The sequence below is a fragment of the Streptomyces sp. NPDC030021 genome (genome assembly GCF_055574035.1).
The window spans coordinates 391,994-415,695 of the sequence record NZ_JBVIAH010000005.1; the positions used below are offsets into that span (position 1 = coordinate 391,994).

General features: G+C 73.9%; 22 protein-coding genes. 10 read left to right on the forward strand and 12 right to left on the reverse strand.

Annotated elements, in window-relative coordinates; genetic code table 11:
* Window positions 1–208 precede the first annotated feature (208 nt).
* A complete protein-coding gene (locus ACZ4YL_RS12830) occupies window positions 209–1,204 on the reverse strand; it encodes a DUF4349 domain-containing protein (RefSeq protein ID WP_468116108.1) in 996 nt (331 codons plus the stop codon).
* Window positions 1,205–1,358: 154 nt separating this feature from the next.
* Here ACZ4YL_RS12830 and hemG point away from each other — a divergent pair, with 154 nt between their 5' ends.
* Together hemG and hemQ are read left to right on the forward strand one after the other, a co-directional pair.
* Window positions 1,359–2,843, forward strand: coding sequence for a protoporphyrinogen oxidase (gene hemG, locus ACZ4YL_RS12835; protein ID WP_468116285.1), 1,485 nt, complete (start codon window positions 1,359–1,361; stop codon window positions 2,841–2,843).
* Window positions 2,844–2,847: 4 nt separating this feature from the next.
* Window positions 2,848–3,561 (forward strand): hydrogen peroxide-dependent heme synthase, encoded by a 714-nt coding sequence (gene hemQ, locus ACZ4YL_RS12840; RefSeq protein WP_189739334.1) that lies wholly within the window; start codon window positions 2,848–2,850, stop codon window positions 3,559–3,561.
* Window positions 3,562–3,691: 130 nt separating this feature from the next.
* Here hemQ and ACZ4YL_RS12845 read toward each other — a convergent pair whose 3' ends face one another.
* The 4 genes from ACZ4YL_RS12845 to ACZ4YL_RS12860 all read right to left on the reverse strand — a co-directional run bounded on the left by ACZ4YL_RS12845 (window position 3,692) and on the right by ACZ4YL_RS12860 (window position 8,788).
* Window positions 3,692–5,356, reverse strand: a complete 1,665-nt coding sequence (locus ACZ4YL_RS12845; RefSeq protein ID WP_468116110.1) for an alpha/beta hydrolase — start codon at window positions 5,354–5,356, stop codon at window positions 3,692–3,694.
* Between the two features lie 133 nt (window positions 5,357–5,489).
* Window positions 5,490–6,548, reverse strand: coding sequence for a TIGR04222 domain-containing membrane protein (locus ACZ4YL_RS12850; protein ID WP_468116112.1), 1,059 nt, complete (start codon window positions 6,546–6,548; stop codon window positions 5,490–5,492).
* Window positions 6,545–7,912 carry an MbnB/TglH/ChrH family RiPP precursor modification enzyme gene (locus ACZ4YL_RS12855; RefSeq protein WP_468116114.1) on the reverse strand — a complete coding sequence of 456 codons (1,368 nt, stop codon included), beginning with the start codon at window positions 7,910–7,912 and terminating at the stop codon, window positions 6,545–6,547. The genes ACZ4YL_RS12850 and ACZ4YL_RS12855 overlap by 4 nt, the downstream gene beginning before the upstream one ends.
* Window positions 7,913–8,035: 123 nt before the next feature.
* Window positions 8,036–8,788: a peptidyl-tRNA hydrolase gene (locus ACZ4YL_RS12860; RefSeq protein WP_468116116.1), complete on the reverse strand. Its 753-nt coding sequence runs from the start codon at window positions 8,786–8,788 to the stop codon at window positions 8,036–8,038.
* Window positions 8,789–8,859: 71 nt separating this feature from the next.
* Between ACZ4YL_RS12860 and ACZ4YL_RS12865 the strand changes: the two genes are divergently transcribed.
* The 4 genes from ACZ4YL_RS12865 to ACZ4YL_RS12880 all read left to right on the forward strand — a co-directional run bounded on the left by ACZ4YL_RS12865 (window position 8,860) and on the right by ACZ4YL_RS12880 (window position 11,665).
* Window positions 8,860–9,534 carry an AIM24 family protein gene (locus ACZ4YL_RS12865; RefSeq protein ID WP_468116118.1) on the forward strand — a complete coding sequence of 225 codons (675 nt, stop codon included), beginning with the start codon at window positions 8,860–8,862 and terminating at the stop codon, window positions 9,532–9,534.
* The gene (locus tag ACZ4YL_RS12870) at window positions 9,531–10,340 is read left to right on the forward strand and encodes an ABC transporter ATP-binding protein (protein ID WP_468116287.1); all 810 of its coding nucleotides are present in this window, start codon (window positions 9,531–9,533) and stop codon (window positions 10,338–10,340) included. The genes ACZ4YL_RS12865 and ACZ4YL_RS12870 overlap by 4 nt, the downstream gene beginning before the upstream one ends.
* Window positions 10,337–10,987 (forward strand): ABC transporter, encoded by a 651-nt coding sequence (locus ACZ4YL_RS12875; RefSeq protein WP_468116120.1) that lies wholly within the window; start codon window positions 10,337–10,339, stop codon window positions 10,985–10,987. Before ACZ4YL_RS12870 ends, ACZ4YL_RS12875 begins: the two co-directional genes overlap by 4 nt.
* Before the next feature lie 177 nt (window positions 10,988–11,164).
* Complete coding sequence (locus ACZ4YL_RS12880) at window positions 11,165–11,665, forward strand: hypothetical protein (RefSeq protein WP_468116122.1); 501 nt, start codon at window positions 11,165–11,167, stop codon at window positions 11,663–11,665.
* A gap of 54 nt (window positions 11,666–11,719) precedes the next feature.
* On the opposite strand, the gene ACZ4YL_RS12885 is transcribed toward ACZ4YL_RS12880, so the two are convergent.
* Genes ACZ4YL_RS12885 through ACZ4YL_RS12895 form a run of 3 tightly spaced genes read right to left on the reverse strand, consistent with a single transcriptional unit; the run spans window position 11,720 to window position 15,329 of the window.
* Entirely contained in the window at window positions 11,720–12,706 is a 987-nt protein-coding gene (locus ACZ4YL_RS12885) for a TolB family protein (RefSeq protein WP_468116124.1), read from the reverse strand.
* Window positions 12,703–13,962 (reverse strand): MFS transporter, encoded by a 1,260-nt coding sequence (locus ACZ4YL_RS12890; RefSeq protein WP_468116126.1) that lies wholly within the window; start codon window positions 13,960–13,962, stop codon window positions 12,703–12,705. The genes ACZ4YL_RS12885 and ACZ4YL_RS12890 overlap by 4 nt, the downstream gene beginning before the upstream one ends.
* Window positions 13,962–15,329, reverse strand: a complete 1,368-nt coding sequence (locus ACZ4YL_RS12895) for a discoidin domain-containing protein (RefSeq protein WP_468116128.1) — start codon at window positions 15,327–15,329, stop codon at window positions 13,962–13,964. Before ACZ4YL_RS12895 ends, ACZ4YL_RS12890 begins: the two co-directional genes overlap by 1 nt.
* A gap of 256 nt (window positions 15,330–15,585) precedes the next feature.
* Here ACZ4YL_RS12895 and ACZ4YL_RS12900 point away from each other — a divergent pair, with 256 nt between their 5' ends.
* Window positions 15,586–15,807 carry a hypothetical protein gene (locus tag ACZ4YL_RS12900; RefSeq protein WP_468116130.1) on the forward strand — a complete coding sequence of 74 codons (222 nt, stop codon included), beginning with the start codon at window positions 15,586–15,588 and terminating at the stop codon, window positions 15,805–15,807.
* Between the two features lie 101 nt (window positions 15,808–15,908).
* Window positions 15,909–16,781, forward strand: a complete 873-nt coding sequence (locus ACZ4YL_RS12905; RefSeq protein WP_468116132.1) for an AraC family transcriptional regulator — start codon at window positions 15,909–15,911, stop codon at window positions 16,779–16,781.
* A 27-nt stretch (window positions 16,782–16,808) separates the two neighbouring features.
* Here the strand turns inward: ACZ4YL_RS12905 and ACZ4YL_RS12910 are convergent, their stop codons facing one another.
* The 4 genes from ACZ4YL_RS12910 to ACZ4YL_RS12925 form a co-directional block, all read right to left on the reverse strand.
* Window positions 16,809–17,738, reverse strand: a complete 930-nt coding sequence (locus ACZ4YL_RS12910) for a polysaccharide deacetylase family protein (RefSeq protein ID WP_468116134.1) — start codon at window positions 17,736–17,738, stop codon at window positions 16,809–16,811.
* Between the two features lie 59 nt (window positions 17,739–17,797).
* Window positions 17,798–18,811 carry a PPK2 family polyphosphate kinase gene (locus tag ACZ4YL_RS12915; RefSeq protein ID WP_468116136.1) on the reverse strand — a complete coding sequence of 338 codons (1,014 nt, stop codon included), beginning with the start codon at window positions 18,809–18,811 and terminating at the stop codon, window positions 17,798–17,800.
* Between the two features lie 86 nt (window positions 18,812–18,897).
* A complete protein-coding gene (locus tag ACZ4YL_RS12920; protein ID WP_468116138.1) occupies window positions 18,898–20,265 on the reverse strand; it encodes an alkaline phosphatase PhoX in 1,368 nt (455 codons plus the stop codon).
* A 20-nt stretch (window positions 20,266–20,285) separates the two neighbouring features.
* Entirely contained in the window at window positions 20,286–20,846 is a 561-nt protein-coding gene (locus tag ACZ4YL_RS12925) for a hypothetical protein (RefSeq protein WP_468116140.1), read from the reverse strand.
* Between the two features lie 248 nt (window positions 20,847–21,094).
* On the opposite strand from ACZ4YL_RS12925, the gene ACZ4YL_RS12930 reads away from it, so the two are divergent.
* Window positions 21,095–22,408, forward strand: coding sequence for a cytochrome P450 family protein (locus tag ACZ4YL_RS12930; RefSeq protein WP_468116142.1), 1,314 nt, complete (start codon window positions 21,095–21,097; stop codon window positions 22,406–22,408).
* 27 nt (window positions 22,409–22,435) lie between these two features.
* Window positions 22,436–23,614 carry an amidohydrolase family protein gene (locus ACZ4YL_RS12935; RefSeq protein ID WP_468116144.1) on the forward strand — a complete coding sequence of 393 codons (1,179 nt, stop codon included), beginning with the start codon at window positions 22,436–22,438 and terminating at the stop codon, window positions 23,612–23,614.
* Window positions 23,615–23,702: the final 88 nt, after the last annotated feature.

Consider the following 23,702-nt stretch of genomic DNA (forward strand, 5'->3'; position numbering starts at 1 on the left):
GAGATGAAGAGCGGAGGGGAGGGGGTAAACTGCCATCTTCAGAAGGCAAGACCCTACATCTCCACTCGTCCTTTATTCCGGCGGTCTGGGACCCCCCCCCCCCCCCCCCCCCCCCCACCGCCCACCACCACCAGTCGTTCCGTCGCCATCGTCCGTACCGCCCCTTCACCACCGTCGGATGGTGAACACGCTACGGCCGAACGCGCGTTCAGTCCTGTACGCCGGCCTCGGTGTCCGGAGCCGTGCGGGCCGCCGGGACCGTCGCCTGCCACGGCACCGGGGCCGGCTTCGTCACCGCCGGACGCCACCGCCGGTACAGCCGGAACAGCAGCAGCCCCGCCACGGCCGTCAGCGCGAACGGCAGCACCGCACCCACCGCCACCGTCAGGTAGCGCACGACCTTGGTGAAGACGTCCCAGCCCCCGCCCAGGGCCCCCAGGAAGGTGGGCTCCTTCTTCTTCTCCTTCTTCTCGGCCTCCGGCTTGGCGGCCGGCTCCGAGACCTCCAGCGTGATCGTGCCCAGCGAGGTCTGGTCCTTCAGCGCCGTCTGCTGCGCCAGCAGCGACTCCAGGTCGGACTGGCGGCGCGACAGCTCGCTCTCCAGCATCACCACCTCGCTCAGCGCCGAGGCCTTGCCCATCATTTCCCGCACCCGGGCCACACTGGCCTGCTGCGAGGAGACGCGGCTGCCGATGTCGGCGACCTTCTCCGTGACGTCCTGCGCGTCGACCTTGCGGTGCAGGAGCTTCCCGCTGCCCTCCATGGCGCCGAGCACGGCGTCGTAGCGCTCGCCCGGCACCCGCAGGGTCAGCGTCGAGGTCATCCGGCCGTCCTCGCCGCGCTTGGTGGACTCGTTGCCGACGTAGCCGCCCGCCTCGTCGGCGGCCGTGCGGGCCGCGGCGAGCGTCTTCTGGACCTCCGCCGTCTCGATGCCGAGCGTCGCCGTCCGGATGACGTTCGGGCGGACCACGGCCGGCGGCGCGGCGTTCTTGCCGGCGGCGGAGCCCGCGGCGCCCGCGGACCCGGCCGGTGCCGGGGCCGCCGCGGCGCCCTCCGGGGCCTTGCCGTCGGCGGCGGGCGCCACCGCCGCCTTGTCGCTCGCGGAGCCCTGGCCGCTCGCGCCGCAACCGGTGAGCGCGAGCGCCCCGGCCAGCGCGAGGGCGGCCAGGGCCGCCGCGGAACGGTGTCTGTCGAAACTGCGCATCGCTGTAAACCCCCGAGGATCGGCTGGTGTTGCCGGTTCGACGTCCAGAGTCCCGTCGCGGGTTTCGAATCCACGGTCCCGGGGTGATCCCGATGCGGTCACGGTCCGGCCTCGGAGATCGGTCTGAGACGATGTGTCCATGCACGAAGCGGACATGCGTACGGATCGGCCGGGCGGCTCCCCCCGGTCCGCCGGCTCCCCGGGCCACGCCGTCGTCATCGGCGGCGGTATCGCGGGCCTCGCGGCAGCCCATCGGCTGCTCGCCGAAGGCCTCCGCGTCACCCTGCTGGAGGCCGGGCCGCGGCTCGGCGGCAAGCTGTACGCCGGTGAGCTCGCCGGGGCCCGCGTCGACCTCGGCGCCGAATCCATGCTCGCCCGCCGCCCCGAGGCCGTGGCCCTGGCCGAGGCCGTGGGCCTCGGCGAGTCCGTGCAGGCGCCCGCCACCGCCACCGCCCACCTGTGGACCCGCGGCGCGCTGCGGCCGATGCCGCGCGGCCACGTCATGGGCGTCCCCGGCGACCTGGGACCGCTCGCCGCCTCCGGGGTGCTCTCCGCCGAGGGACTGGCCCGCATCGAGGCCGAGCGGACGCTGCCGCCCACCGAGATCGGCGACGACGTCGCCGTCGGCGCGTACGTCGCGGCCCGCCTCGGCCGCGAGGTCGTCGACCGGCTCGTGGAACCGCTGCTCGGTGGGGTGTACGCGGGCGACGCCTACCGCATCTCCATGCGGGCCGCCGTCCCCCAGCTCTTCGAGGCCGCCCGCACGCACGCCCTGCTGGGCGACGGCGTACGCGCACTGCAGCGCCGGGCGGAGGCCGCGCCCCAGCCGGCCGGTCCGGTCTTCGCCGGTATCGACGGCGGCATCGGACGGCTCCCGGTCGCCGTGGCCGGGGCCTGCCGCGCCTCGGGGGCCCGGCTCGTCACCGACACCCCCGTCCGCGAGGTCGTCCGTACGGCCGGGGGCTGGCGGGTGGTGGCCGGCGCCGAGGTCATCGAGGCCGACGCCGTGATCCTGGCCACCCCGGCCGGGGCCGCCGCACGGCTGCTGGACGGGCTCGCCCCGGCCGCCGCGGCCGAGCTGCGCGGCGTCGAGTACGCCTCGATGGCCCTGATCACGATGGCCTTCCGCCGCTCCGAGCTGCCGGCGGCCGTCTCCGGCGGCGGCGCCAGCGGATTCCTCGTACCGCCCGTCGACGGCCGGACCATCAAGGCCTCCACCTTCTCCAGCAACAAGTGGGCCTGGGCCGGGGCGGATCCCGGCCTCTTCCTGCTGCGCACCTCGGTCGGCCGCTACGCCGACGAGAGCGACCTGCAGCGCGAGGACGGCGAGCTCGTCGACGTGTCCCTCGCCGACCTCGGCGAGGCCGTGGGCCTCGCGGCCCGGCCGGTCGCCTCCACCGTCACCCGGTGGGACGGCGGACTGCCCCAGTACCCGGTCGGCCACCTCGACCGGGTCGCCCGGATCCGCACCGCCGTCGCGGCCCTGCCGGGCCTCGCGGTGTGCGGCGCGGTCTACGACGGAGTGGGCATTCCGGCCTGCATCGCGAGCGCCGGCAAGGCCGCGGACGCGGTGATCGCCGCGCTCGGTGCGCGTACGGCACCCCTGGCACCGACCACTGATCAGCGCACGGGACAATAGGCACATGACTGCACCAGAGAAGATTCCCAACGCGGGGAAGAAGGCGAAGGACCTCAACGAGGTCATCCGCTACACCCTGTGGTCCGTCTTCAAGCTGAAGGACGTTCTTCCCGAGGACCGCACCGGCTACGCCGACGAGGTCCAGGAACTCTTCGACCAGCTGGGCGCCAAGGACATCACCGTCCGCGGCACCTACGACGTCTCCGGCCTGCGCGCCGACGCCGACGTCATGATCTGGTGGCATGCCGAGACGGCGGACGAGCTGCAGACCGCCTACAACCTGTTCCGCCGCACCAAGCTGGGCCGCGCCCTGGAGCCGGTGTGGTCGAACATGGCCCTGCACCGCCCGGCCGAGTTCAACAAGTCGCACATCCCGGCCTTCCTGGCCGACGAGGTCGCGCGCGAGTACGTCAGCGTGTACCCCTTCGTGCGCAGTTACGACTGGTACCTGCTGCCCGACGAGGACCGCCGCCGCATGCTCGCCGACCACGGCAAGATGGCCCGCGGCTACCCGGACGTGCGCGCCAACACCGTCGCCTCCTTCTCGCTGGGCGACTACGAGTGGCTGCTGGCCTTCGAGGCGGACGAGCTGTACCGCATCGTCGACCTCATGCGTCACCTGCGCGCCTCCGAGGCCCGTATGCACGTCCGTGAAGAGGTGCCCTTCTACACCGGGCGCCGCAAGTCCGTCGCCGATCTGGTGGCCGGGCTCGCCTGATACCTCCCCTGGGGGGAAGGACCGGAGGACGACCACACCGTCAGGTGAGTTCCTCCGGTGGATCGGGAGGCTGGTCCGAAAGACGGCCCCTGCCCCCGAAACGACGCAGCCGGAGATCCCGCCCGGAAGTTCAGACGACTGGCGGCAGCAGTGCCCTGTGGGCGCTCGCTGCCCGGTCGTCCAGCGACACCGGTGCGGGCTCCGGATGCGGCGCACATGTGACACGCCACCCCGGGGTGGCGCCCGTCAGCAGATACCGCTCCACGTGACGGTCCACGCAGCCATTGCGTCCGCCGACCACTCCGTGGGAGCCGGCCCCCTTCTCCGTCACCAGCGAAGCCCCGGCGCCGAGCCGCCGCTGGAGTTCCAGCGCGCCCGCGTACGGGGTCGCCCCGTCCCGCTCCGCCGCGACCACCAGGGTCCGGGGCAGCCGCTCCGGCTGGGCACCGACCGCCACCGGCCGCTGCCGCCCGCGCACCGGCCAGGAGGCGCACGGGAGGTTCAGGAAGGCATTGGCCCAGGCCTCGAAGGGGGCCCTGCGCGCCAGCTCGGTGGTGTCGCGGTCCCAGATCTCCCAGTCCGCGGGCCAGGAGGCGTCGTTGCACAGCACCGCCGTGTACACCGCCGTCGCGTTCTCCGCCTCGGCCGCCGCTTCCGGGTCGGGTGCGGCCTGGGCGGTCAGCCGCGCCGGATCGCCGCGCAGGAAGGCCGCGAGGGCCGCCGCCCGGTCCGGCCACACGTCGTCGGAGTACGCCGCCTGGAGGTAGGCGGCCCGGAGTTCGCCGGTGCCGACGACCCCGCCCGCCGGAGTACGGGCCACCGCGTCCCGCACGCGCGCGTAGCTCGCCTGCACGGCCGCCGGGGTGGCGCCGAGTCCGTACGTGCCATGGTGCCGGGCCGCCCAGGCACGGAAGTCGTACCAGCGGCGCTCGAAGCCGGATGACTGGTCGAGGTTGTTGCGGTACCAGACGCGGCGCGGGTCGGGGTCGACCGCCGAGTCCAGGACCATCCGGCGGACGCGGCCCGGGTGCAGGGTGGCGTACACGGCGCCGAGGTAGGTGCCGTACGAGGCGCCCATGAAGCTCAGCTTCCGCTCGCCGAGCGCGGCCCGCAGGACGTCCAGATCGCGGGCGTTGTTGAGCGTCGTGTAGTTCGGCAGGGCCGCGCCGGCCCGCCGCGCGCAGCCGCGGGCGTAGACCCGGGCGGCCGCGAGGCGCTGCCTCTTGTACGCCGGGGAGGGGTCGGCCGGGTCGGCCGGGTCCTGGGTGGGGCCCTTGGCTCGGTCGGCCGGGTCCTGGCAGGACAGCGGGGCGGAACGGCCGACGCCGCGCGGGGCGTAGCCGACCAGGTCGTAGGCGGCGGCGATCCGCTCCCAGCCGGGGACGTCGGCGAAGAGCGGGAAGTGCATGCCGGAGGCTCCGGGGCCGCCGGGGTTGTGGACGAGCGCGCCCTGGCGGGCGGTGCCGCGGGCCCCGGTGGCGGCGACCCGGCTGACGGTGAGGGAGATCTGCGGGCCGTCGGGCCGGGCGTAGTCGAGCGGGACGCGCAGGGTGGCGCACCGGACCGGGCCGGGGAGTTCCTCGGCGTCGGGGCAGCGGCGGAAGTCGAGTCCGCCGCTGCCTCCGGCCGGGGCCCGGGCCGCCGCGCGGCGGGCGGCGAGGGCGGCGCCGGCGGCCTCGGCGGCCGTCCCGCCGAGGGGTCCGGGCGAGGCCGGCCGCGCGGCGTGGGCCGGGACGCAGAGGAGGAGGGAGAGTGCCGCCAGGGCGGCCGCGCAGCCTGCGAGTCCCGTCCGCATGGCGGCCCCTTCCTCTCATCCGATGAACCGATGAGAGGGCTGGGCGGCGGCGTTGTAAAGGATCACCGGCCGGTGTCGGCGCCGATGGCCCCGTTGCCGCGGATTCCGCCCCCGGTTGCCGTAGGACCGGCGGTCAGGAGCTGCTGCCGCAGCTGGAGCTGGACGAACTGCCGCAGCTCGACGAACTGCCGCAGCTGGAGCTGCTGGTGGAGCAGCTGGAGCCGCCGCCGGAGGACCCGCAGCCGCTCCCCGAGGAGCCGCAGCCCGAACCGCCGCCGCAGCTCGAACCGCCGCCGCAGCCGGAACCGCCGCCACCGCCCCCGTCGCTCCCGGCGCACCAGACGATCGGCAGCACCTCGGCTCCCGACCAGTGCGAGGAGCTGTCCGTGCCGTGGGAGTGCGTGCGGTGGGAGTGCGTGCGCGCCTGGGCCGCGGCCAGCCGGGTACCGCGCACGGCGGGCACCAACTGCTGACGCAGATAGGGGTCCCGCAGACCGCGCAGCCCGAACAGCGCGGTCTGCACGTGCGGGGTCCGGTCGTTCAGGTGGGCGGAGCGGATCGCGCGCAGCGCCCGCGCCCCCGCCCGGGTCACCCGGCTCTTGGCGCGGGCCGCGCAGACCAGGCCCACGACGATGCCGCCCACCAGGGCGAGCAGCACCTTGAGGATGAACGGCACCCCGGGGCCGGATTCGAGGGCGATCCCCACGAAGGTCAGCACCATCGACACCGGCAACAGCAGCGCGCACACGGCGGCCTGGACGAGCCCCCAGCGACGCCGGGTCCGCGGCCCGGATCCGGGCGGGGCGATCAGCCCGCGGGCGGCCAGCGCGTCCCCGATCTCCTGGACGGCCGGGTCGCACATGGCGGCGTAGCGCACCTGGTAGAGCCAGCCCGAGGACGCCCCCCGGTGGGCCTGGAGGACGGCCCGCTCGGCGGGGTCGGTGGCCCGCGCCCCGGGGTGGACCTGCACGATGCCCGGACCGCCGACGATCAGCCGGCCGTCGCCGAGCATCGAGACGAGCGCGGCGTCCACGACGGTGCCGGGGCCGCCCACCACGAAGGCGGCCTCGGACAGGTCGTGCAGGGCGGGCGCGGGTCCCGCGGGCACGGACCGGGATCTGCCGACCCCGGTCATCAGCAGGACGGAGGAGGTGACGACGGCGATCCAGATCGCCAGGGCGAGGAGGTTCATGCCGCTCTCCCCGCCAGCGTCCGGGCCCAGCGCACGATCCGGCGGGGCGGCCTGGCCCCGGCCCGGTCCCGCCACCAGGTGGTGAGCCGGCGCCGGGCGGCCGGATCGGCCGGCAGGTCCCGGATCAGCAGGTCCTCGGCGAAGTCCAGCGCGTCCCGGCGGTACCCGGAGGTCATCGGGCGGCCCTTGGCGTAGGAGAGGAAGGCCTCGCGGTACGGGTCCGGGCCGCCCAGGATCACGGGCAGCTCGGGAGCCAGCTTCGCCACCACGTCGGCCCGCTTGGCGGCCAGCGCCCGGGCCTGCACCCGGATCCGCCGGCGGTCGAAGCCCTCGGGTACGGGGGTCCCGGCGACCAGCGCCGACAGCAGCGCGGCCTGTCCGAGCGCCACCCGGGTCCGGGCCGGCTCCTCGACCGGGCGCGGTTCGGTACCGGGCCCGGTGCCGGGTCCGCTGCCCGCTTCGTTGCCCGCTTCGATGCCCGGTTCGGTTCCCGGTCCGTAGCCCGCCGGGCCGGACCCGGCGGTGACCGGCTCTGCGGGCGCGGCCGGTCCGGCCGTCACCACGGCGCGGATCGCGGCCAGCTCGCCCGCGAGCTCGGCCTCCGGCGGGAAGTCGTCATCCCGCTCCAGCAGGACGCCCGCCGGTTCCACCCGGGAGCGCAGCTCGGCCAGCAGGTCCAGCACCACCGGCGGGACCGGGTGCGCGTGGGTGTCGTGCCAGACACCGTTCCGCTCGATGCCGCCCGCCACGTGCACGTACGCCAGCGCCTCCAGCGGGATCGCGTCCAGCACGGCGGCCGGGTCCTCGCCCCGGTTGACCCGGTTGGTGTGCAGGTTGGCCACGTCGATGAGCAGCCGGACACCGGTCCGCTCGACCAGCTCCGTGAGGAACTGCCCTTCCGTCAGCTCCTCGCCCGGCCACGAGAACAGCGCGGCGATGTTCTCCAGCGCCAGCGGGACCGGCAGGGCGTCCTGCGCGATCCGCACGTTCTCGCACAGCACGTCCAGCGCGTCGCGGGTGCGCGGCACCGGCAGCAGGTGCCCCGCCTCCAGCACCGGCGAGGAGGTCCGTACGAAGGCGATGTGCTCGGTGACGAGCGGCGCCCCCAGCGCCACCGCCCGCTCGCCGAGCGCCGCCAGCTTCGCCGGATCGGGGCGGTCCGCGCCGCCGAGGCCGAGCGAGACCCCGTGCGGCACGACGCGCGTGCCCCGCTCGCGCAGCCGCAGCAAGGACTCGGGCAGGTGGCCCGGGCATACGTTCTCGGCCACCACCTCGACCCAGTCCAGGCCGGAAAGCCGCTCGACGGCGTCCGCGATCTCCGGCCGCCAGCCGATGCCCACCCCCAGGTGTGCCATGGGCTTCATGTCCCCTCGCCCCCTCTCGTCGCACCGTGTGCCGATGTCATGGCCCCGACGGAGTCGCGCCAATCGCAGGAGGGGACGTTCAGAGGAACATTTGAGGTTCCCGCCGCCTGCCGGGGAACCGCGTCAGAGCCGGGCCCGCAGCGCCGGATGGTCGGCGACCACCGTCGCGCTGCCCGGCGCGATCTCGGTGAATCCGGCGTCCCGGACCACCGGCAGACCGCTGCCGCCCAGCTCGGCCCACCGCTCGCGCGGGGCCGTCCGTACCGCCAGCCGGAAGCCGGAATCCTGCCAGGCGGTCCGCTCCGCCCCCGTCAGCTCCCACCACGCCAGCTGCGCCGCGTGCCCGGCCTGGGCCATGGCCTTGCCGGCCGACATGTCGAGGCCGGGGTTGAGCCACAGCACCGGCAGCCCCGGCTCCACGGTCGCGGCTACCGGCTGCGGGTCGTCCAGATCGGTGCCCGACACCTGGAGCTTGGCCAGTTCCCTGGGCCAGCCGTCGAGGGGCACCGGCGGGAAGACCCGTACCTGCGCGCCGTCCCCGTGCACCGTGACGCCCGGCAGGGTCTCCGCCTTGCGCCATTCCGCCCCGCGCGCCCGCCGGACCACCTTGCGGATCCGGGCGTCCTGCCAGTCGCGGACGGCCTGGGCCCACTCGCCCTCGCCGTGCGCCCGCTCGTCGGTGAGCAGGACCAGCACGGCACGGGCTGTCGTCTCCAGGGCGTCCGTCCGGGCGGGCGGCTCGGCCTTCTCGATCCGCACCACCAGCGGCAGCACGAACTGCGGGGCCTCGTCACGCAGTACGTGCTCCTGCCGGAAGGGGCTGTCCGCCCCGACCGCGGGGACGTCGGAGATGTCGTTCGTGTGCTGGCTGCTCATCCTGCCAAGGATGCCAGCCTCCGCCTTCAGGATGATGCCCCGGGTGGTCGGCCCGGGTGAGGATCGAAGCCATGAAGAGTGATCTTTTCGCGTCCGAGAACCTGGCCCAGGCGGCCGTCGCCCCCGGCATGACCCTGCAGAACGCCAAGTCCGTGAAGTACAACGTCAACGGTGAAATGCTGGCCAGGCAGGGCTCGATGGTCGCCTTCCGCGGCAACCTCCAGTTCGAGCGCAAGGGACAGGGCATAGGCGGCATGCTCAAGCGCGCCGTGACGGGCGAGGGCCTCGCGCTCATGTCCGTACGCGGCCAGGGCGAGGCCTGGTTCGCCCACCGGGCGGGCAACTGCTTCATCATCGACTTCGAACCCGGTGACGCCCTCACCATCAACGGCCGCAACGTGCTCTGCTTCGACCCGACCCTGTCCTACGAGATCAAGATGGTGAAGGGCGCCGGCATGACCGGAGGCGGCCTCTTCAACAGCCTCTTCACCGGCACCGGCAAGCTCGCCGTCGTCTGCGACGGCCACCCGATCATCATCCCGGTCACCCCCCAGGCCCCGGTCCACGTGGACACGGACGCCGTGGTCGGCTGGAGCGCCCGGCTGGAGACCGGCCTGCACCGCTCCCAGTCGGTCGGCTCGATGATCCGCGGCGGCTCCGGCGAGGCCGTCCAGCTGAAGCTGAGCGGCGAGGGCTTCGTCATCGTCCGCCCGAGCGAGGCCGTCGAGACGGCGGCCGCACACTGAACCTGACCGACGTGGGCCGCCGCTACGGACGGCGCCGCCCCTGGGTGCTGCGCGGGATCACGCTCGACCTCCCGCGCGGCACCCTCGTACGCGTCGAAGGCGGCAACGGCGGCGGCAAGTCCACCCTGCTGCGGCTCGTCGCGGGGATCGAGGCCCCGACCGAGGGGCGCGTCACCGGCCGCCCGCCCCGCACCGGCTACGTGCCCGAACGCTTCCCGGCGGCGCTGCCGCTCACGGCCGCCGACTATCTGACCCGGCTGGGCCGGGTGCACGGGCTGCCGCGCGCCGAGGCGGCCCGCCGGGCGGCCGACCGGCTGGAGCGGTTCGGCGCCGCCGCGTACGCCCGCACCCCGATGGCCGAACTGTCCAAGGGCAGCAGCCAGAAGGTGGCCGTCGCGCAGGCCCTGCTCGCCGAACCGGGGCTGCTCGTCCTCGACGAGGCGTGGACCGGCCTGGACGGCTCCGCCCGGGAGGAGCTGGACCGGGCCGTCGCCGAACGCACCGCCGCCGGAGGCACGGTGGTGTTCGTCGACCACGACCCGCAGCGGCTCGCGGGTGCGGCCGACGCCCACTACCGGGTCGAGGGCGGGGCACTCGTACCGGTGTCCGCGGCGGGCGGGCCCCGCGTACGGATCCACGCGGTCGGCCCGCCCGGCCGGGCGCTGCCCCCGGACCTCGCCGCCTCGCCGGCCGCCGGCGGGGGAGTGCTGCTCACGGTGGAGGCCGCACGCTCCGACGCGGTCCTGCGCGACCTGCTCACCGCCCGGCCGCCCTGGCACATCCGCGCCGTGGAGGAACTCCCGTGACCGCCCTGCTCCGTTACCAGGGCGCCCTGCTGCTGCGCTCCCAGCGCTGGCTCGCGCCCCTCATCACCTACGCCGCCTTCGTGGCCGTCGGCATCCGGCCGGGCGACCCGGTGCCGGACTCCCTCGGCCTCGCGGCCGCCGGCCTGGTCCCGGCCACCGCCTGGCTGGTCCGGATCTGCGTGACCGTCGAACCGGACGCGGCCCGCGACTGCACGGCCGCCGCGGCCGGTCCCGTACGGGTCCACGCGGCGGCCCTGCTCACCGCGTCGGCCGGGGCGCTGCTCGCCGGAGCCGCGGCGGCCGCCGTGGCACTGCTGACCGGCGACCGGGCCGGCGCCGGCCTCGGCGCGGCCGCCGTCGCCGGGGCCCTCGCGGTGGCGGCCTGCGCGCTGACCGGCGCGGCCGTGGGCGCCATGTGCAGCCGGCCGCTGCTCCGGCGCCGGGGCCACTCGGTCCTGGCCGGATCCCTCGGCTCCCTGCTCGCCTTGGTCCTAGCGGTCTCCCCGGCCCGTGCCGCGGTGTCCGCCCTGGTCACGGCGGGCCGCTCGGGGCCGGTGCCGCTGCCGCTCACGGCCCTGGCGGCCGCGCTCCTCCTGGCCGCCGGAGCGGGCACGACGGCCTGCCTGACCGCCGCGGGGCGGCGCTAGGGCCGGGCCACGGGCAGACGGGTGAGGGGCCGCCGCCATTCGAAGTCTCTCGCGATTCCAAAGAGTGATGACTCGTAACCTTAAGTGATTAGATGGTCGCGAGCGGGGATGCCCCTTCCCGTCGAAGGGCCACGCCGCGCATGTGGCGGCGGGCCTCCCCTCCAGGAAAGGACGCACATGAGGAAGCTGGCTTGGGCCGCGCGGGGCATGTCGGTGGTATCGGGAGCGGTACTGCTCGGGGCGCTGATGGTCCCGTCCGCGGTCGCCGACGACACCCCGGGGAGCACCGCGTCCCCCAACAGCTCCGTGATGGAGCAGGGCAAGAAGTGCGGTTCCCGCGACGTCAGCTCCGCCGCTCCGGACTTCCTCAACCTCCCGCCCGGCCTGATCTTCCGCGTCGCGACCGACGCGCAGGGACACTCGTTCCTCAACGACAGTCGCAACCCGGGTGTGTGGATCAACCTAGGCCTTCTCGCCAACGCGCCGAAATGTGTCACTGACAGCGCACTGTCAGTGACCGAAGCTGCCATCGGCGTCCTCTACATCACCCTGCTGAACCAGGACGGGGTGCTGCACGAGGCCCGGTGCACCACCAGCACCACGCCCTTCACACCGGTGAACATCGTGGCGGCCTGCGGCACCGGGTTCTCGATCCTCCCGAACACCCCCGTCGTCTGAAATAGGCCGTGGCTAGGGGTGTCCCGCCTGCTGCCTGCAGCCGGCGGGACACCCCTAGCCCACCCGGGCGGGGGAGGAGCCGCCCGGGACGAGGAGGGTGGGGTCGCCCGTGCCGTCGGCCAGGGCCGACCAGATGTCGCTCGCGCGGCCGTCCTGGCCCGGCAGGGCGTAGGCGAGGGTCGCGTCGTCCAGCCAGGCGGCCTGGTCGTCGACGCTGTGCGGCTCGGCCAGCGGGTGTTCGCGCATCGTCGCCAGGTCGAGGACGTACAGCCGCCAGGGTGCCCGGGGGTCGTCGGAGACCTTCTTCTTGAAGGCGACGCGGGCGCCGTCCGGTGACAGCGAGGGGCATTCGGCGTTCTCCCGCAGGGCCTTCGCCGACCAGGCGCGCAGGTCGCCCTCGACGAGGTGGGTCGCGCCCCGGGTGGAGACGGTGGCGTAGAAGCGGTTGTCGTCGGCGGCGAAGGTCACGCCCCAGTAGTTGACGTCCGGGTCGTGGTGGCGGGCCCCGCCGAGGGTCAGCGGGATCTGCTCGATCGACTTGATCAAATAGCCGGTGCGCAGGTCCAGGATCGCCGTCCGGGTGGAGAACGCGGCGGTGTTGTAGGAGTCGCCGGTCGTGAACGTGGTCCAGGACAGGACCTGGCCCGACGGCGAGACACGGGCCCGGTTCGGGATGCCGGGCACCGTCACCTTGCGGACCTCCCGCATGCGCCGGTCGAGTACGAGGGCCTCCGTGCGGGCCGGGACCCCGGGCAGCCTGCGCAGGCACAGGGCGTGGTCCCCGGCGGTGTGGAAGCGGTCGCAGGACGGGCCGCCGGTCGCCGGCGGCAGGCCCGGGCCGCCTTGGCGCGCGATCCGCCCGTCGGCCGTGTCCCGGAAGTAGAGGCCCGGCTCCAGGGCGCCGAAGGAGGCGTCGGCCTGCTGCCCGGGCGGCCGTTCGCGGTGCCGCGCGTGCAGGACGTAGCCCAGCGAGCCGCCCGCCAGCAGCAGGACGGCGGTGACGACGAGGGCGAGGCGCAGCCGGCGGGACGGGGGATTCACGGGGCCTCCGGGGCGGTCGGGGGAGCGGCGGGCAGGATGCGCGAGGCGGCCGCGAGCGCCCCGGCCAGCGCGAGGGCCGCGGCCCACAGGGCGGGCCGCGGCCCCCAGAGGGTCCACGCCGCCCCGAATCCGGCGGCGCCCAGCAGCCGGGCCAGCGCCTGGCCGGTCTGCAGCACCGCGAGCCCGCCCGCCCGGCCGGCCGCGGGGAGCGCGGGAGCGGCGAGCGCCATCAGGACCCCGTCGGTAGCCGCGTAGAAGACGCCCAGCAGGGCGAGCACCCCCACGACGGTCGGCGGGGAGACGGGGGCGAGCAGCAGGGCGTACGCGCCGAGCAGCGCGCAGTGTCCGAGCAGGAAGGCGGTCCGGCGCCCGGCCCGGCCGGCCGTCCGGTCGGCGATCCGGCCCGCGGGGACGGCGAGCACCAGGTAGACGGCGGCGGCCCCGAGCGGCAGCAGCGTGAACAGGGCGGGCGGCAGGTCGAGTCCGCGCAGGAGCAGCAGGTAGAGGAAGGCGTCGCCGATGGTGGTGGCGCCGAGCAGGGCCGAGGCGCAGAGCACGCGGCGGAACGCGGGGTCGCGCAGGACCGGCCGGCGCGGCGGACGGGGCCCGGCCGGGGGAGCGGCGGCCGGCCCGGGCGCCGCAGGCACGTACACGACGAGCAGCAGCACACCGAGCAGGCCGGTGCAGAAACTGACGGCGAACACCGCGTCGTAGGCATCGGCGGTCGCCCACAGCACGGCGAACGCGGCGAGCGGCCCGAGCAGCGCGCCCGTGGTGTCCATGGCGCGGTGCACGCCGAAGGACCGGCCGAGGCTCTCCGGGGGGCCGCTGAGGGAGATGAGGGCGTCGCGCGGGGCGGTACGGATGCCCTTGCCCAGCCGGTCGGCGGCGAGCGCGGCGGCGATCCCACCCGTGGCGCCTCCGGCGAGGAGCAGTCCGAGCCGGGAGAGCGCGGACAGCAGGTAGCCGGCGCCGGCGACCCGCTTGTGGTGGCCTCGCCGGTCGGCGAGGCGCCCGCCGAGCAGCCGGACGAGGGCGGTGGCTCCGTTGAACATGCCGTCCAGGAAGCCGAACTGGAGGGGGGTCAGGCCCAGGCCCAGGACGAGGTAGAGCGGCAGTACCGCCGTGACCATCTCGGAGGAGATGTCGGTGACGAGGCTGACCGCGCCGAGCGCGAGGACGGCGGCGGGGACGCGCCGCCGAGCCCCTGGGGGGCGGGGCGGCGCGTCCGGGCGGCCGTTGGCGGCCAGGTACATCAGTGGCAGCTGTACTTCGGGCTCGTGTCCTTGACCTGGCCGTCGGTGGCCACGTAGGTCCACCCGTAGCCGGAGTCGGTGAAGTCCAGCTTCACCACGCCGTACGGTCCGCTGATCCGCTTCTGGCTGTTGGGCTGGACCTCCTCGATCGGGTAGGGCTCGGCGCCGCCCATCCCGCCGACGATCTCCACGATCCCGTCGGCGGTCGCCCGGCCCTCGGGGTCCTGCGGGGCGAACCGCTCGTAGTGGTGGTCGTGCCCGTTCAGGACCAGGTCGGCCCGGGCGGCGTAGAGGATCTTCCACACCGGCTTGGAGACGGGGTCGTTGCCGTGCCCGCCTGAGGAGTACAGCGGGTGGTGCCAGTAGGCGGCGACGCACGGCCTGGTGTTGGCGGCGAGGTCGGCCTTCAGCCAGTTGAGCTGGGCGGCCTGGTCGAAGGAATTGGAGTCGAGGGCGACGAAGTGCCAGTTGCCCTCGTCGAAGCTGTAGTAGCTCTTGCCCTGCGGGTAGGCGATGCTGCCGAAGTACGACTTGTACCCGGCGAGCGGGCCGGCCGGGTCGTACGTCTCGTGGTTGCCGGGGACCGGGCGGGTCTTGGCCTTGAAGGCGCCCCAGCTCTTGTCGTAGTAGGCGCGGTAGTCGGAGAGCCGGGCGTCGTCGTACTGGTTGTCGCCCATCGTCAGGTAGAACTTCGGGTCGATCCGCTGGGCGAGCGCGGCCGTCCTGGGGTGCGCGCAGCCGCTGTCGGACGCCGTGCACTGCGCGGCGATGTCCCCGGCGGCGACGACCGTGAAGGAGCCGCCCGGCGGCGGCCCGTCCCCGGCGGTGCCGTACACCTCGGCCTCGAAGAGCGAGTAGCCGTACGAGGTGCCGCGCGCGGTGCCCTGGATGCGCAGGTAGCGCCCCTTGCCGGACAGGCCCGTCCAGTCGTCGGTGCCGCCGTTGCCGGCGGTCTCGGTGGCGAGGGTGGTCCAGGCGGCGCCGTCGGCCGAGACCTCGACGCGGTACGCCTTGGCGTAGGCGGCCTCCCAGGTGAGCCGTACCCGCGAGACGGTGGCCCCGGCGCCGAGGTCGACCCGGACCCACTGCGGGTCCTTGCCCTCGGCGCTGGACCAGCGGGTGGCCGGGTCGCCGTCGAAGGCGTTCTTCGCGCCCAGCGAGGAGGACTCGGTGGAGGAGGCGGTGGCGGGCTTCCCGCGGGATATCAGGGGGTCGGCGGCGGCCCCGGCCCGTCCGGGCCAGGCCAGGAGGAGCCCGCCGACGAGGGTGAGGGCGGCGAGGCCGGTGAGGGCGGTGAGGAGGAGGGTGCGAAGTCTGCCGCGTAACAGAGGGGGGTGAGCGGAGGCGTTCAGGCGGTTCAGGCGCATACCTGGAACTCCCTGCCTTGAGGGGGCGGCGAGAGCTGGACACTGGCGCGGGGCGCCGCACCCGCCCGCGGGGCGGACGGGGGCGGCGCCACGGCGGCCGGGTCAGAGCTCTCACTGAGCGCGTCATGCCCGTGGGGGTGGGCACCGCGCCAAGCCGCCGCCCGGGACACTAACAGGAAGGAAAGTTTCCTACCAGTGCTCCCGCGGCAGTTGTCCGGCAGTTGTCCGTAAGCCGTCCGCCGGTAGGCTCGGACGCATGAACCGGCCGGACGAGCCCCCGTCGCAGCAGCCCCCGTCGAAGCAGACCCCGTCGTACTGCCCCGCACCCGCCGCCCCGGCCGGCCGGGTGGCGGGACCGCCGTACGCGGACTGCCTGGAGTGCGGAAAGCCCACCGAGTACGGGGTCGCCACCCCGGGCGTGGTGCTCTGCCCGGTGTGCGAGTGGCAGGAAGCCCAGCGCACCGCCTGTTCCGGCTAGGCCGTCCGCCCGGTCCACCCGACCGGAGCGGGCACAGGATGTCGGGTGCGGCGGCCCCGATCCTTCCTAACGTCAGTGGTGGAAAAGGAAGGAGGCCGGGGTTGCTGGATCGGCTGAATCAGGCCATGGAGCACATCGAGGGTCACCTCGACCAGCACATCGAGGTGTCCGTGCTGGCCAGGATCACCGTCACGTCGGAGTACCACTTCCGCCGGCTGTTCTCGTCGCTGGCGGGGATGCCGCTGTCGGAGTACGTCCGGCGTCGGCGGCTGACCGTCGCGGGGGCGGAAGTCCTGGCCGGGGAACCGACCCTGCTGGAGATCGCCATCCGCTACGGCTACACCTCGGGGGAGGCCTTCGCCCGGGCGTTCCGCGCCGTGCACGGCGTCGGTCCCGGTGAGGCCAGGCGTACCGGCGCCGCTCTGATCTCGCAGCCCCGGCTGTCCTTCCGCCTCACCGTCGAAGGGAACAGCACCATGCGGTACCGCATCGTGGAGAAGGAAGCATTTCGGGTCTTCGGCAGGAAGGCCCGCGTCCCGCTCGTCCACCTGGGCGTCAACCAGCACATCGCCGAGCACATCCGGAGCATCCCCGCGGAGACGATGCTGCGGATCGTCGGCCTCTCGGACCAGGAACCGGACGGGGTGGTGTCGGCGACCGTGCGCCTGTCGGACGGCTTCGAGGAAGGCAGCGAACTCGACTACTACCACGCCGTGATCACCGGTGCAGCCGAGCTGCCCGAGGACCTGGACGTGCTCGACTGCCCGGCCGGGACCTGGGCCGTGTTCGAGAACACCGGGCCGTTCCCGCAGGCACTGCAGCAGATGTGGGGCGACGTGGCCGCCCGGTGGATCCCGTCCAACCCGTACGAGTACCGTCCGGGCCCGGAGATCCTGCGCACCCGCCCGTCGCAGGACGACGCGGCGCGGTCCCAGGCGCAGCTGTGGATCCCCGTGACCCGCACCACCCTCTGACCCCGGTGCCGCGTGGCCCGGCCCACGCTACTTGCCGATCAGCTCGGAGACCTTCACGAAGCGGTAGCCGCGCTTGCGCAGCTCCGGGACGATCCGCTGGACGGCCTCCTCGGTGACCGGGGCGGCGCTGCGCGTGCAGTGCATGACCACCACCGAGCCGGGCTTCACGCCGCCGAGCACCTGCTCGGCCACGGCGCCCGGGTCCTTGGCGAAGGCGTCCCCGCTGACCACGTCCCACTGGACGGCCGTGACCTTGGCCGTGGACAGGGCCCGCAGCGCCTGGTCGTCGTAACAGCCGCCGGGGAAGCGGAAGTACGGGACGGTGTTGACCGCGCCCGCCTGCCGGAAGGCCGCGAAGGCCCGGTCCACGTCGGCGCGGGCGGCCGCGGCGTCGAGCGCGGGCAGCCCGTAGCACGGGGACTTGAAGGCGTGGTGGCTGTACGAGTGGTTCGCGATCTCGAAGTTCGGGTCGGTGCCGATGGACTTGGCCTGGTCCGGGTACTCCTCGGCCCAGCGGCCCGTCATGAAGATCGTCGACGGCACCTTGAGGGTGCGCAGGGTCGAGATCAGCGCGGGGTTGTCGAAGTGTTCCCCGTCCGCGGCGCGCGGGCCCTGGTCGGAGGTCATGTCGGCGTCGAAGGTCAGCGCCACGGTCTTGTCCGTCTGCTGCTTCGCCCGCTCGAAGACGGGCGTCAGGCCGTTCGGACCCGGCGCCATGGTCGGGGGCTTGGCGGGCGCACCGGCCTGCGGGGACGCGGCGGACGATCCGGAGGCGGAGGCGGAGGCGGAGGCGGAGGCGGAGGCGGAGGCGGAGGCGGAGGCCGAGGCGGCGGGGGTGCCCATACGGGCCTCGCGGCCGGCGTCCGGCGCGCCGGCGCCGCCCCCGCATCCCGCGAGGGCGGCGCCGAGCACCGCCGTGGCAGCTGCGGCAGCTACTTTTCGTACGGAATTGGTCACGTACGCAAACTATATGACTAACTGATCAGATGAATGCACGACAGGCGGTCGGGCGGAACTCACCCCGCCAGCAGCCTCCTGCGGCACTCCTCGACATCGAAGTCCCCCTTCGGATACTGCGGATCGATGTCCTCCAGGTGCTCCCGCAACAGCGTGCTGATGGCCCAGTTGCGGTACCACTTGCGGTCCGCGGGCACCACGTACCAGGGCGCCGCATCGGTGGAGCAGCGCTCCAGCGCCACCTCGTACGCCTCCTGGTACGCGGGCCACGCACTGCGCTCCTCGATGTCGCCCACGTTGAACTTCCAGTGCTTGTCCGGGTCGTCCAGACGCTCCAGGAGCCGGGCCCGCTGCTCCTCGTGGCTGATGTGGAGGAAGACCTTCACCACGGTCGCACCGTCGTCCGCGAGGGCCTTCTCGAACCGGTTGATCTGGGCGTACCGGGCGCGCACCCGGTTGCGCGGCACCAGCTCGCGGACCCGGGCGATGAGCACGTCCTCGTAGTGGGAACGGTCGAAGATGCCGATCTCCCCCGGCCGGGGGAGCTCCTGCTTGATCCGCCAGAGGAAGGGGTGGCTCAGCTCCTCCGCCGTGGGCGCCTTGAAGGCCTTGATCCGGCATCCGGAGGGGTTGAACAGGCCGATCACGTGCTTGAGGGTGCCGCCCTTGCCGCTGGTGTCCATGCCCTGGAGGACGAGGAGCACCCGGCGGCGGTCACCGGCGGTGCTCGCCGCGTAGAGCCGTTCCTGGAGGGAGCCGAGCGGCTGCGCCAGCAGAGCGGTGGCCGCCGCCCCGGCCGCCTTGCCCGCGGGGCCGCCGGGGGTCGCGGAGGGGTCGAGGCGGCCGAGGTCCGGCCGTTCGCCCGGGGGCACGCGCAGCAACTCCCGCAGCGGCCGGGCTCCGGAGCCGTCATCCCTGGAGCGCTTCCCGGGCGTGGCGGCCTTCTCCTGCTTCGGGGCCTTCTCCCGCTTCCCGGACTTCCCGGACTTCCCGTATTTCCCGGGCTTCGCGTCCTTCGCGTCCTTCGCGGGCTCGGCGTCCTTCTCCCGCTTCTCCCGCTGCTTCCCGGCCATCGCTGACCACCCCAATCCCGTCGGTTCCGTACGATCTTCCAGCAGACCGAACGGGAGCGCGAGGTCGGTACGAGGTCAGTGCGAGGTCAGTGCCAGGGCCCCGTCACCGCGAACGTGGTCCCCGGCGCGTAGGCGTTCACGTACATCGTCCGCCCGTCCGGGGAGAAGGTGACCCCGGCGAACTCCCCCCACTCCGGGGCCCCCGGCCGGCCGATGTCCTCGGCGTTGCGGGCCATCGGGTAGACCTCACCGCCCACCGTCACCCCGAAGACGTACTGCGCGCCGCCGCCGTCCTCGCACACCATCAGTCCGCCGTCCGGGGCCAGGCAGATGTTGTCGGGGGAGTCCCCGGGCAGCGCGATGTCGGCGGCCGGGCCGAAGCGCACGTCCAGGCGCAGCCGGGCGCGCCGCGGATCGTAGAACCACACCTGCCCGTGGTGGTCGGCGGCCGCGCCCTCGCCGCTGCGCGCGAAGCTGGACACGAAGTGCACCCCGCCGTCGCCCCAGTAGCAGCCCTCCAGCTTCTGCGCGTGGGTGATCCCGCCCGGCCCGAAGTCCTGGAGCCGGATCGGCGTTCCGGCCGCCGACGGGTCCGGTACGGGCACCCACTCCACCGGGAACTCCGCCCCGGGCTCGTCCACCACCGCCAGGTCCGCGAGCCCCGGCACCCGCAGGGCCTCCAGCCGGCCCCCGGCCCGCAGCGAGCCGAGCCCGCCGAGCGGCCGCTCCGGCAGGAACCGGTAGAACAGCCCGAACGGCCGGACGAAGGCGTCCTCGGTCTCGTAGACGACCCCGCGGTACGGGTCCACGGCGACGGCCTCGTGCGCGAAGCGGCCCATCGCGGTGAGCGGGACCGCGCCCGAGCGGTGCGGGTCGGCCGGGTCCACCTCGAAGACGTAGCCGTGGTCGCGGGTGTAGCCGGAGGTGCCCGCGCGGTCCTCGGTCTCCTCGCAGCTCAGCCAGGTGTTCCAGGGGGTACGGCCACCCGCGCAGTTGACGGCGGTGCCCGCGAGGGCGACGCGCTCGCCGGTGACCCGCCCGGCCGCGTCCAGTTCCAGGGCGGTGCAGCCGCCGAGGGCCTGGGGGTCGTAGGTCAGTCCCGGGACGGCCGGGACGCGCAGGGCGGCGGTGGTGCGGTTCTCGTGGTTGCGGACGAGGCGCACGCGGCCGCCGCCGGCCTCGAAGGCGGCCATGCCGTCGCAGTTGGCGGGCACGGGCCCCTCGCCGGAGCGCAGCGGCTCGCCGGCCCGGGAGAGCACCCGGTAGGTGAACCCGGCGGGCAGGTCGAGCAGCCCGCGCGGGTCGGCCACCAGCGGCCCGTACCCGCGGTCGGTGCGGGGGGTCCGCGGGGCCCGGGCGGCGGCCCGGGAGCCACCACCGGCGAACAGTGCGCCGAGCGCCCCGCTGAAGGCGATCCCGCCCGCGGCGAGCAGGCTGCGCCGGGTGACGTGCATGGGTGGCTCCCAGGGCGGCATCAGACGGACGGCTTGGGGCGGGTGGTGCCCGGAAGGCAGGTCACCGCCCGGTTGAAGGTCTCGAACAGGCCGTCGGGGTTCTTCTTCCAGAGCCACAGGTGCAGGGCGTAGTGCACCGGCTGACCGGGGAAGTTGCCGGGCTTGGGGCCCTTGAAGGGGATGCCGAACAGCGTGGGGCGGTCGTCGTCCGTCGTCAGTTTCTGGTCGCGGTCGTAGAGCAGCCACTGGACCGCGACGAGCCGCTTGCCGCCGCGCCCGTCGTCCTCGTAGAACAGCGCGGCGGGCTTCGCCGGGTCGAGGGAGTTGTCGTACTTGTGATTGAAGTGCGGGTAACCGAGCGCGCCCGGGCCCGCCTTGTCGACGACGCAGTACTGGTCGGGCTTGTAGCCGTCCGCCACGGCGTTGGCGTGCACCTGGTACCGGGCGGTCGCCGCGTACGTACGGGCAAGGTCGCCCTGGGCCCGGCCGGGGCCCGTGTCCGCGGCGGCGAGGGGAGCGGTGACGGCCGCCAGGGTGAGCGAGGCGGCTGCGGTGAGGGCCAGGGCGAGACTGCGGGCCATGCGCGGGCTCCTTGTGACGGGCTGGCTGGGGGCACCTGCAGCCCTTCCCCGGGCCGCCGGGCCCGCCACACACTCGGCCCGGACGGGCGACCGCCGATCGGCTGACGGTCGGCCGGACCCGCACCCGGACCCGCCCCGGCCCCCGGCCCCGCCGGCTCACTCGAACGGGAAAGGCGCCGTTTCGCGACGCATCCGCACGGGGAACCGGTGTTGTCCCCAGCAGGCGAGTGCGACGGAGGGTACGGACCATGGCGCAGCAGGATGCGGCACCGGACGGCGGCGGAGAGCTGCACGACATCGTGTCGGCCGTGTCCCGGGGCGCGCCGGAGTACCGGCAGTGCCCCCATCCGATGTACGCCGCCCTGCGCGAGCAGGACCCGGTGTGCCGGCTGACCCCTCCCCACGGGATCGAGACGTACCTCGTCACCCGTTACGACGACGCCCGCGACGCCCTGTCGGACCCCCGGTTCAGCAAGAACATGCACGGCGCCATCGACACCTACCACGCCGTGTACGGCAGCTTCTTCGACGCGCTCGACGACAACGTGCTCTTCTCGGACCCGCCCCGGCACACACGGCTGCGCCGCGTCCTGCGGAGCGCCTTCACCCCCCGGCGGGTGGAGCAGATGCGCCCGAGGATCACCGAGATCGCCGAGAATATCCTGCGCGAATGCCGGAAGGCGGGCACGGTCGACCTCATGGCCTCGTTCGCGTTCCCGCTGCCCGTCGCGGTCCTGTGCGAACTGATGGGCATCCCGCAGGAGGACCGCCCCGAGATCCTGGAGCAGTTCGCGGTGGTGACCCGCTCCCGGTTCGACCCCAGCAGGAGGGCGGAGCTGAAGGCGGCCGAGGAGCGCCTGCAGCACCGGCTGGAGCGGCTCATCTCGGACACGCGCGCGCACCCGTCGGACTCCTTCCTCAGCGACCTCCTCCAGGCGGAGGAACGGCTGGAGGATCCCGAACTGGTGTCGTCGCTGTGGGTCCTGTTCTTCGCCGGCCACAAGACCACCGCCTACCAGATCGGCAATTCCGTCCTCAACCTGCTGCTCCGCCCCGATCAGGCGGCGTTGCTGCGCAAGGACCCCGCGCTCGTCCCGCGGGCGGTCGAGGAGATGCTGCGCTTCGAGGGATCGGTGGAGACGTCGACCTTCCGGTACGCGGCGCGGGACGCCGAGATCCGGGGCACGGCGATCCCCGAGGGCTCCCTCGTGCAGATCGCGATCTCCTCGGCCAACCGCGACCCCGAGAAGTTCGACCTCCCCGACGAGCTGGACGTGACGCGCGAGGGACTGCAGGGCACGCACCTGGGCTTCGGGCACGGAACCCACTACTGCCTGGGGGCACCGCTGGCGCGGCTCGAACTCGAGATCGCGCTCGCCACCCTCCTGCGGGAGTTCCCGGACATGGAGCTCGCGGACGCGCAGGAGACCGGCAGGGCGTGGCTCAAGGGTCCGGTGCCGGCGTTCCGGGGCCTCGAACACCTCCGGCTCGTCCTGGAGCCGTCCCGCCCCGGCGCGGACCCGGACGAGTCGTCCCTGGCCTCCGTGGCCTCCGGCAGGTAACCCAGACCCGATGGGCGGTGGATTGGCATGACGGATTCCGTGAGTACCTCCGCGCTGCGCCTCCTGGGGACGCCGGCGGACGAACTGCGGATCGCCGCGGTGGGCACCAGCGAGGTCATCCGGGTTGCGCGGGGCCACTCCGCACCGGGTGCGGACGCGGCGCGCGCGGGCCATTCGAAGATCGACATGCATCATCACTTCTGCGCGCCGCAGTGGCGCGACTGGGCCGCGCACCACGAACTGATCAAGCCGGAACGGCTGCCCCCGTGGAGCCGGCTCGACACCGATGCGGCGATCCGCTTCATGGACGGCGCGGGCATCACGACCGCCGTCCTCAAACCGATGCTGCCGGCGCGCTACCGGTCGTCGGCGCAGCTGCGCGAGGCCATCAACATCACGCTGCAGTCGATGACCGAGGTGGCGCAGGCGCATCCGGGACGGTTCTCGTACTACGTGCCGCTGTTCCTGGACGACCCGGAGGCATCGTCCTGGGCCATCCGCCGCGGGCTCGGGCAGCTCGGGGCCGTCGGGGTGAACGTGACGGCCAACTACGGGGGCGTCTACCTCGGTGATCCCGCCTACGACCGGCTGTTCCACGAGCTGAACGAGTTCTCCGCCGTGGTGGACACCCACCCGCACAACCTTCCGGACGGCCCGTGCGGCCCGCCCGGTGGGTCCGGCCCGACGTCCGGCCCGCCGTCCGGCCCCGGTGCCTCCGGCCCGCCCGGTGCGTCGGGTCCGCCCGGTGGGTCGACGGTTCCGGGTATCCCGAACTTCATGTGCGACTTCCTGCTGGACACCACACGGGCCGCCGTGAACATGATCAGCCGCAGGACGCTGGACCGCTTCCCGGACATCTCCGTCGTCCTGCCGCACGCCGGAGGCTTCCTGCCGTACATCGCGACGCGCCTGCAGGCCCTGGGGCGGTTCTGCGAACCGCCCGTCGAACCCGCCGCCGTCCGCGACCACCTGGGCCGCTTCTACTACGACACGGCAGGCCCCATGGCGCCCGCCGCGACCCTGCTGGAGCACGTACCGGCCGACCACATCCTCTTCGGCACGGACTGGCCCGCCGCCCCCGCCGACACGGTCATGGACCTGGCACTGCCCGCCCTCGAAGCCGACCCGGCCTTCACCCCGGAGCAGCTGCGGGGGGTCTACCACGACAACGCGATGCGCCTGATCCCGCAACTGGCGACCGCCTGACGGGGGTGGGGGGGGGGGGGGGGGGGGGGGAGAAAAAAAAAAAAAAAAAAAAAAAAGAGGAAAAAAAGCCCGAGTTCCCGGAACCTCT

Bases quoted from the DNA above. Each gene is read 5' to 3' on its own strand.
- ACZ4YL_RS12895 (WP_468116128.1), bottom strand. From the start codon at position 15,329: ATGCGCCTGAACCGCCTGAACGCCTCCGCTCACCCCCCTCTGTTACGC.
- ACZ4YL_RS12855 (WP_468116114.1), bottom strand. From the start codon at position 7,912: ATGAAGCCCATGGCACACCTGGGGGTGGGCATCGGCTGGCGGCCGGAG.
- ACZ4YL_RS12890 (WP_468116126.1), bottom strand. From the start codon at position 13,962: ATGTACCTGGCCGCCAACGGCCGCCCGGACGCGCCGCCCCGCCCCCCA.
- ACZ4YL_RS12845 (WP_468116110.1), bottom strand. From the start codon at position 5,356: ATGCGGACGGGACTCGCAGGCTGCGCGGCCGCCCTGGCGGCACTCTCC.
- ACZ4YL_RS12930 (WP_468116142.1), top strand. From the start codon at position 21,095: ATGGCGCAGCAGGATGCGGCACCGGACGGCGGCGGAGAGCTGCACGAC.
- ACZ4YL_RS12925 (WP_468116140.1), bottom strand. From the start codon at position 20,846: ATGGCCCGCAGTCTCGCCCTGGCCCTCACCGCAGCCGCCTCGCTCACC.
- ACZ4YL_RS12850 (WP_468116112.1), bottom strand. From the start codon at position 6,548: ATGAACCTCCTCGCCCTGGCGATCTGGATCGCCGTCGTCACCTCCTCC.
- hemG (WP_468116285.1), top strand. From the start codon at position 1,359: ATGCGTACGGATCGGCCGGGCGGCTCCCCCCGGTCCGCCGGCTCCCCG.
- ACZ4YL_RS12935 (WP_468116144.1), top strand. From the start codon at position 22,436: ATGACGGATTCCGTGAGTACCTCCGCGCTGCGCCTCCTGGGGACGCCG.
- ACZ4YL_RS12915 (WP_468116136.1), bottom strand. From the start codon at position 18,811: ATGGCCGGGAAGCAGCGGGAGAAGCGGGAGAAGGACGCCGAGCCCGCG.
- ACZ4YL_RS12830 (WP_468116108.1), bottom strand. From the start codon at position 1,204: ATGCGCAGTTTCGACAGACACCGTTCCGCGGCGGCCCTGGCCGCCCTC.
- ACZ4YL_RS12900 (WP_468116130.1), top strand. From the start codon at position 15,586: ATGAACCGGCCGGACGAGCCCCCGTCGCAGCAGCCCCCGTCGAAGCAG.
- ACZ4YL_RS12860 (WP_468116116.1), bottom strand. From the start codon at position 8,788: ATGAGCAGCCAGCACACGAACGACATCTCCGACGTCCCCGCGGTCGGG.
- hemQ (WP_189739334.1), top strand. From the start codon at position 2,848: ATGACTGCACCAGAGAAGATTCCCAACGCGGGGAAGAAGGCGAAGGAC.
- ACZ4YL_RS12880 (WP_468116122.1), top strand. From the start codon at position 11,165: ATGAGGAAGCTGGCTTGGGCCGCGCGGGGCATGTCGGTGGTATCGGGA.
- ACZ4YL_RS12865 (WP_468116118.1), top strand. From the start codon at position 8,860: ATGAAGAGTGATCTTTTCGCGTCCGAGAACCTGGCCCAGGCGGCCGTC.
- ACZ4YL_RS12920 (WP_468116138.1), bottom strand. From the start codon at position 20,265: ATGCACGTCACCCGGCGCAGCCTGCTCGCCGCGGGCGGGATCGCCTTC.